Here is a 6,325-nt window from a genome sequence, read left to right as displayed (position 1 = left end):
ATAGCATCTATAACTGGATGGGATTACATTTTGTCAGCCCTAGCTACTGTTGCATGATTTTTGAAAATTGGTATTAAAAATCTTCTCCGTTCTATCAAGACGCCTCATTATCAAGAGTTAGCAAAAGCTCTCTTAGTTTGCATTTAATGAAGTTACATCATAAAATATTTGGAATAGGTTTACTCACGGCTGTTGTTGTACCTTATATTTTTGATAAAGGCTATATCACAGTTTAAAGGCAGAACAGCTTATCCAACCCATCCTTCTATTTTGGTGGATTTATCCTTGGTTATAAATATTCCCTAATCCTAATCTCTTGCTTGGGTTCAACGATTTAATTGATACAATAAATTAATTCCAACCTTTTTATTCTTCTGTTTGAGCTGGCTTATTTCTTACTTCTTTAAATTCGGAAAGTGACAGAAGAGGGATATCAGGGTTTGGCTCACCGGCTTACAGTGGCATTTTTTTTGCGGAGTGGTATAACTACTCGGAATCAACAAATATTGCAATTCGTCAAGCGCTAGTGGGAGAGGGTAAATTAGTATTGGGTATAGAAAAATCTACAGGAAGTATCGAAGTGCCTGTCCCATTCGCCTTGCCCGCAGCAGGATCAGGCTGGTAAAGTTGGATACGATCGCGCCCAAGTCGTTTAGCTTGATACAGGGCTTGGTCGGCTGCGGCAATCAGAATTTCGGCTCCCGATTCAGATGCAGGAACAATACTCGCTACGCCCAGGCTGAGAGTGACGTACGGGCTCACCTGAGAACCAGCGTGAGGAAGCTGCAAAGCTGCGATTTTGAGCTGTATGTGTTCGGCTACCAGCACCGCGCCTTGAATCGCGGTATTTGGCAAAATAACGGCAAATTCTTCACCTCCGTAGCGAGCTACTAAATCGGCGGGGCGATTGACTGCATTGCCGATCGCCCCAGCGACTTGTCGCAAACATTCGTCTCCCCCTGGATGCCCGTAAGTATCGTTGTAACTTTTAAAAGAATCAATATCGCAGAGAATCAGGGACAGAGGCGTTTGTTCCCGCACTTGTCTGCGCCACTCCATTTCTAAATACTGATCGAAGCGGCGGCGGTTTGCTAGCTGCGTGAGTTCGTCTAAACTCGCCAATCGCTCTAACTTGAGGTTGGCTGCTTGCAACTGCTGGTATAGTTCTGCTTGCTTGATGGCGATCGCCAACTGGGTGGCCAGAGAAGACAGCAACTCTACTTCCAACTGCATCCACTGCCGGGGACTGCACTGGTGGGCCATCAGCAGACCCCACAACTCGTCCCCTTGCACTAAAGGCACAACCAAATAAGCTCTCACCGCGAATTGTGCGAGCAAGTCAATTTGATATTGCGGCAAATCGGCGGCAAAAACATCGGCGATCGGTCGGATCGCTCGATGTTGGTACGCTTCGAGATAGAACTGGTCAAAACAAAAATTTTCCAGGGTTTCCCCCAACATCGGCTGGCAGTTGGCAGCTACAGATTCCACTGTGACCGCCCCCGTCGCCGGGCCGGCACAGAGACTGCCGGTACAGGGGTTAAAGCGGACGATCATCACTCGATCGGCCTGAAGGAACTGACGGACTTCTGTCACTGTCGTGCTGAGCACTTCGGCCAAATCCAGAGACTGGCGGATGTGCTGAGTAATCGTCGCCATCAGCAGTTCTCGTTCGTTCTGCTGCCGCAGCGCCTCTTCTGCCCGCTTGTACTCCGTGATATCTTGAGCAGTGCCGAAAATTTGTTTGGGGCAGCCGTCGGCTGTGCGGGCGAAAACTTGGTCGCGGCAGCGAAACCAGCGCCATTCGCCCGATCGATGTTTGAGGCGATACTCCAACTCCAAAATATGCCCGTCTTGAGCCGAGGGAAATTTTTGCTGGTGGGCTTTGAGCCTCGGCAAATCTTCTGGGTGCACCAAACTGGAATACAAAGCAGTTTGCATTTGTAAAATTTCTTGGGGAGTGTAGCCCAGCAATTTAGAAGCTTGACCGTTGACGTAGACGTTGCGCTGTTCGGTCAAATCATAGATGTAGAGCAAATAAGGCGCGGCGTCGGCAATCTGCTGGATGAAATGCTGGCTCGATCGCAATTCTTCCTCCACTCGCTGACGCACTTGCACTTCTTCCAAAGCTTGATCCCGCATTGTGCGGTAAGCTTGGATGCGATGGGTGAGGTCGGTCACGTCTTGAATCACCAGCAGCGCGTAGAACGATGGCGAATTGACCCCCGGCCATATTGAGGACGAAGCGGAGAGTGGAAATTCCCTAGACAAAAAAGCACTTGTGGGTGCTCCGACTCCTGAAGTACCGTCTCGTTTTAACTCAAGAGTCTGGAGAACCCACTCTCTCATCTCCTGTTCTTCTATGCCCGCCTCCATGGCCGACACAGCAGTCACAGTAGTTTGCTGAATTCGCTGCTGGCCGTCTTGCCAAGTTGCCGGAATCAGGTGTTTGTGAATTTGAGAAGAAAAAATTGTTGGCGGGCCTCCTGCAAAGATTTGCTTGAAGCGAGTGGCGTACTTTAGCTGACTCAGGTGAGGAAAATGGGTTGTGATCTTTGTTCCCAATATTTGGCTGCGGGGAATTTTTGTCCACTCTTCCAGACAAGTGTTCCAAAACAGCACCACAAAATCATCTTGCAGCAAGCAGGCGCCGACTGGTACGCTGTCGAGAACCCCAAACTTTTCCTTAATACTTTTGCTCTCCTCAATCATAGACCCCCGGCAAGTTGATTGATAGCAGTCAACAAGGTGTCAAAGGAATTAACATTGAAAATAAGAATGATATCTCCTTCAATGTGAAGCCTTTCAATCATGAAACTGGTCTGGGCTAATAAAACAACTGTATCAGTAGCTAAACCGCCAGATATCAGCAAATTAGCAATCGTCCCTTCGCTATAAGTGGGAATTGAGTAGTTCAGGCGCTGCTGAAGTACGTTGCTGATTGCACCCATGACCCCATTAATTACAATATTTCCCACTTCACTCAGCGTACCAATTTTGACTGAATCGAGATCGTGAGTTCCAACTTCTTCCCCTGTAAGCATTGTCACCAGCAGGGCCGCGCTGTTGGTGGGAAAGACTAACTGGGCAATGCCTCCAAAGGAGCCTGTGAATTTTAGCTGGACGGCGGCGATTTGCTCGCCGTTGAGGTGCTGCTCTAATTCTTCCTCTACGTCGATGGGAGTGAGGATTTGAAGGTAGGGGATTTGCAAGCGAATCGGGGAGTCGATCATGTCGTTCAAGACTCCTGCTGCTTGACCGATCCCGATGTTGACGAGTTCCTGCAAAGCATCGAGCTGTCGAGTGCTTAATTTCATTGGGTGCTCTCCTCGCTGACACTGAGAGCTTTTTTGATCCACCCGATCAGTTCATCTGAGTTGGGCATTTTGTGAATGACTGCCATGGCTCCGAGTTCCATGCACTCGGAGCGGGTGCTTGCTTGGATGTCTGCGGTAATTACGATAACTGGAATTTTATATCCTCGATCGCGCATGGCTTGCAGGACTTCCCGACCTTCCATTTCCGGCATCAGCAGATCTAAGAGCATACAGTTTGGGGTTTTAGTGCCGAGCAGTTCTAGAGCTTCTGGGCCGCTGGATGCTTCCCAAGTCTCGTATCCTTCGGCGCGGAGAATTTTGCAGATGACCCTGCGAGTCAACCACGAATCTTCGACAACGAGAATTGATGTCACTACGTTCTCCTCCTTCTATTGTTAGGACTGACCGGTATTGCAGGTACTGCTTTTATCTTGACATTAATTTAAAGTGCTGGGACGGTGTGCGATCGAGCTTGACTCGGAATTCCTGTTCTTAAAAACTAACGCATTAATGTATTGGATAGTTTAGTATCTTGGACTATGTGAAGAAAAAACCCGGTTTCTAAATGAAACCAGGTTTGCGGGATCTCTATTGCTCCTAACATGGGCGCTCAATTATAGATTACCAAACGCTTCCGGAGGGACTCGACTCGCTGTTTGGCAGTGGCATTGTCTGGATCGCAGGCGAGAGCTTGTTCGTACATTTCCAAGGCTTGAGCTGTTAATTTTTTGCGCTCGTAGGCGTGACCCAGATTGTTGAGAGATGTAACGTATTCTGGCTGCAACTTCAGGGCTTCTTTGTAGTGGCGGATTGCGATGTCGTATTGTTCTTGGCCGAAGTGTGCAAAACCCAGGGCGTTGTAAATAACGGCTTGATTTTCTTCGCCTTCTAAGTCTTTGGCTTTCAGGGCTTTTTGAAACAGTACGATCGCCTGGGAGTAAAGCTTTTTATCTACATAGATACTTCCTAATTCGTAGTATTCCTGTGCTGTTCCTTTTTCTACTGTTAGCTTATTTTCTAAGCGTTCCAGAGACATTTCCAGCTTGCGAGTTTTAAGAATCTGGCGCACCAGAAACCAGGAAGTGCTGCCGAGGATAGCGAGCAGGACTGACAGGTAAACAATAAGCAAATTACTATCCATGTTTTTCTTAAAATTAGGTAGGTCTGTGGAATGTTTTATTTATTTTAACGCGATAGCAATCTCTGATATCTGCCTCTGCAACTGTATAAAAAACAAGAAAATAGCGATCGACTGGCACGATCGCGATTTCTGAAAAAGCAAGAGTCCAGAAGTAAGAACAAAGAAGGAAAGTTTGTCTCAACCTCCTAAATTTATCAGGAGTTTTCCTTCTCTGGCAGACAGTTAAATCTTTCTTACTTCTGCTTTCTGCCTTCTGAAAATCAAGCGAACTTTCAGCCTCCGGCTCGATTAGCCATTTCCACGACTTTACCGAATGTTGCGGGGTCAATGATCGCCATTTGTGCCAGCATTTTGCGGTTGATTTCGATGTTGGCTTTCTTCATGTTGCCGATCAGTCTGCTGTAGCTCGTGCCGTGCTGGCGCGAGGCGGCATTGATCCGAGCAATCCACAGGCGGCGGAAATCGCGTTTGCGTTTTTTGCGATCGCGATAACCGTTACGCAGGGCCTGCATCACCCGTTGGTTAGCTGTGCGGAACTGTTTCGACTGTGCGCCTCGGAAACCCTTGGCTAATTTGAGAATTTTTTTGCGGCGCGCTCTGGCGACATTACCGCGTTTTACCCGTGTCATCTTTAATTTCCGTTAAACTTTACAAGTATGGAAGCATTAACCGCACGTTAGCGTCGTTGGTTTCGTCGATGACGACCAGCTTAGAGAGACGGCTTTTGCGAGCTGAACTTTTGTGCTGTAGCAAGTGGCTTTTGTAAGCTTTGCGGCGCACAATCTTACCGCTGCCGGTCGCTCTAAAGCGCTTTGCGGCTGCTTTGCGAGTTTTGAGTTTTGGCATGGACTGGTGTTATTTGGACACAAGCTTCTACCGTATCACATTTGTGGTACTTTCTGCAAGGGAGATTTGCGGGTTGGGCGCGGCGCTGTATTTGGGGCAATATACAGGATGGGCGATCGGCTAATCTTGTGGTTGTTTCCGGCAGTCAACACTTAGTATAGAATGTTATACCGCAGTTGCGGTATCATTAAGCGTTCATGAAATTCAATCTCAAAAAGATTTAACTCCACAGGTTCCGGCGAGCCGAGCCTTACCTTTTTCGGTCGATTTCTTTCGCAATAATTAAACCATAAGTTTATTGACCAATTTTGCAGCCACATCTTCAAGTTTTGAGTTGAATCATTACCAGCTAGCATCAGTGCTCAAACTATTTAATACGAATTTTATAACTGACTTATATGTTTATATAACACGATATATTTTAGCTATTTAATTAAGCTGTTTAGCATTTAAACTGGGTGTTGCAGAGGCTGAAACCCTTTACTGGCTTAGATAGTATCGAAAATTTAAATGGTGAACAGCTTAAGAAATACTCAAAAAGGTTCAAGGCGGTTGAACCCCCCGTGTCCCTTGCCTCTGTGATCTGAAGATACGCTCGCTTTCCGCCTCCGGTGTTTTTTTTGTAAATGTGGATCAGGGGTTTACGTCAGCACTTTTTCATGCTCTGTTTTTTCTTCTTTTCTGGGGGGTTGGCTCTTTGAGTGGCTGCATAGTTAGTTAATAGATTGAGTCAGTGTGCCCATCACAGTGAACAATCCTACAAGCCAGATATCGAGACAACATTCCGCGAAGTGATGAAGCTGTACCCAATGGAACGAGATGAGTTTGAAGAATAGCTCTATGACTAAAAGCCTTTGTCAACCGTTGAATGTATGCGGATTAAAAATGCTGATATCATGCCGATCTCGGCACTCAAGAATTAGAAATAAATGAGGTATTTAAGGCAGGGTAAGAGCATCTCAATCAGCCTTGACAAAAGCACTTGAGAATTTGCATCATATAGTCATTGTTCATTGCGGCC

At 46.8% G+C, this 6,325-nt stretch carries 6 protein-coding genes; all 6 read right to left on the bottom strand.

What is annotated here, in order from left to right; translation table 11 throughout:
- Positions 1-516 precede the first annotated feature (516 nt).
- On the bottom strand, positions 517-2,712 hold the full coding sequence (locus tag QT996_RS27880; protein ID WP_333050697.1) for a diguanylate cyclase domain-containing protein: 2,196 nt from the start codon (positions 2,710-2,712) through the stop codon (positions 517-519).
- A complete protein-coding gene (locus QT996_RS27875) occupies positions 2,709-3,317 on the bottom strand; it encodes a hypothetical protein (RefSeq protein ID WP_006634168.1) in 609 nt (202 codons plus the stop codon). Before QT996_RS27875 ends, QT996_RS27880 begins: the two co-directional genes overlap by 4 nt.
- On the bottom strand, positions 3,314-3,691 hold the full coding sequence (locus QT996_RS27870; protein WP_333050693.1) for a response regulator: 378 nt from the start codon (positions 3,689-3,691) through the stop codon (positions 3,314-3,316). The genes QT996_RS27875 and QT996_RS27870 overlap by 4 nt, the downstream gene beginning before the upstream one ends.
- Positions 3,692-3,927: 236 nt before the next feature.
- Positions 3,928-4,458 carry a tetratricopeptide repeat protein gene (locus tag QT996_RS27865; RefSeq protein WP_333050691.1) on the bottom strand — a complete coding sequence of 177 codons (531 nt, stop codon included), beginning with the start codon at positions 4,456-4,458 and terminating at the stop codon, positions 3,928-3,930.
- A gap of 272 nt (positions 4,459-4,730) precedes the next feature.
- Positions 4,731-5,087, bottom strand: a complete 357-nt coding sequence (gene rplT / locus QT996_RS27860; protein ID WP_190658174.1) for a 50S ribosomal protein L20 — start codon at positions 5,085-5,087, stop codon at positions 4,731-4,733.
- 19 nt (positions 5,088-5,106) lie between these two features.
- Complete coding sequence (rpmI, locus tag QT996_RS27855; protein ID WP_006634164.1) at positions 5,107-5,304, bottom strand: 50S ribosomal protein L35; 198 nt, start codon at positions 5,302-5,304, stop codon at positions 5,107-5,109.
- Positions 5,305-6,325: the final 1,021 nt, after the last annotated feature.

The organism is Microcoleus sp. S13C4, from assembly GCF_036700865.1.
In the GTDB taxonomy this organism is placed as follows: Bacteria; Cyanobacteriota; Cyanobacteriia; order Cyanobacteriales; family Microcoleaceae; genus Microcoleus.
This window is presented reverse-complemented; position numbering and strand designations above follow the sequence as displayed.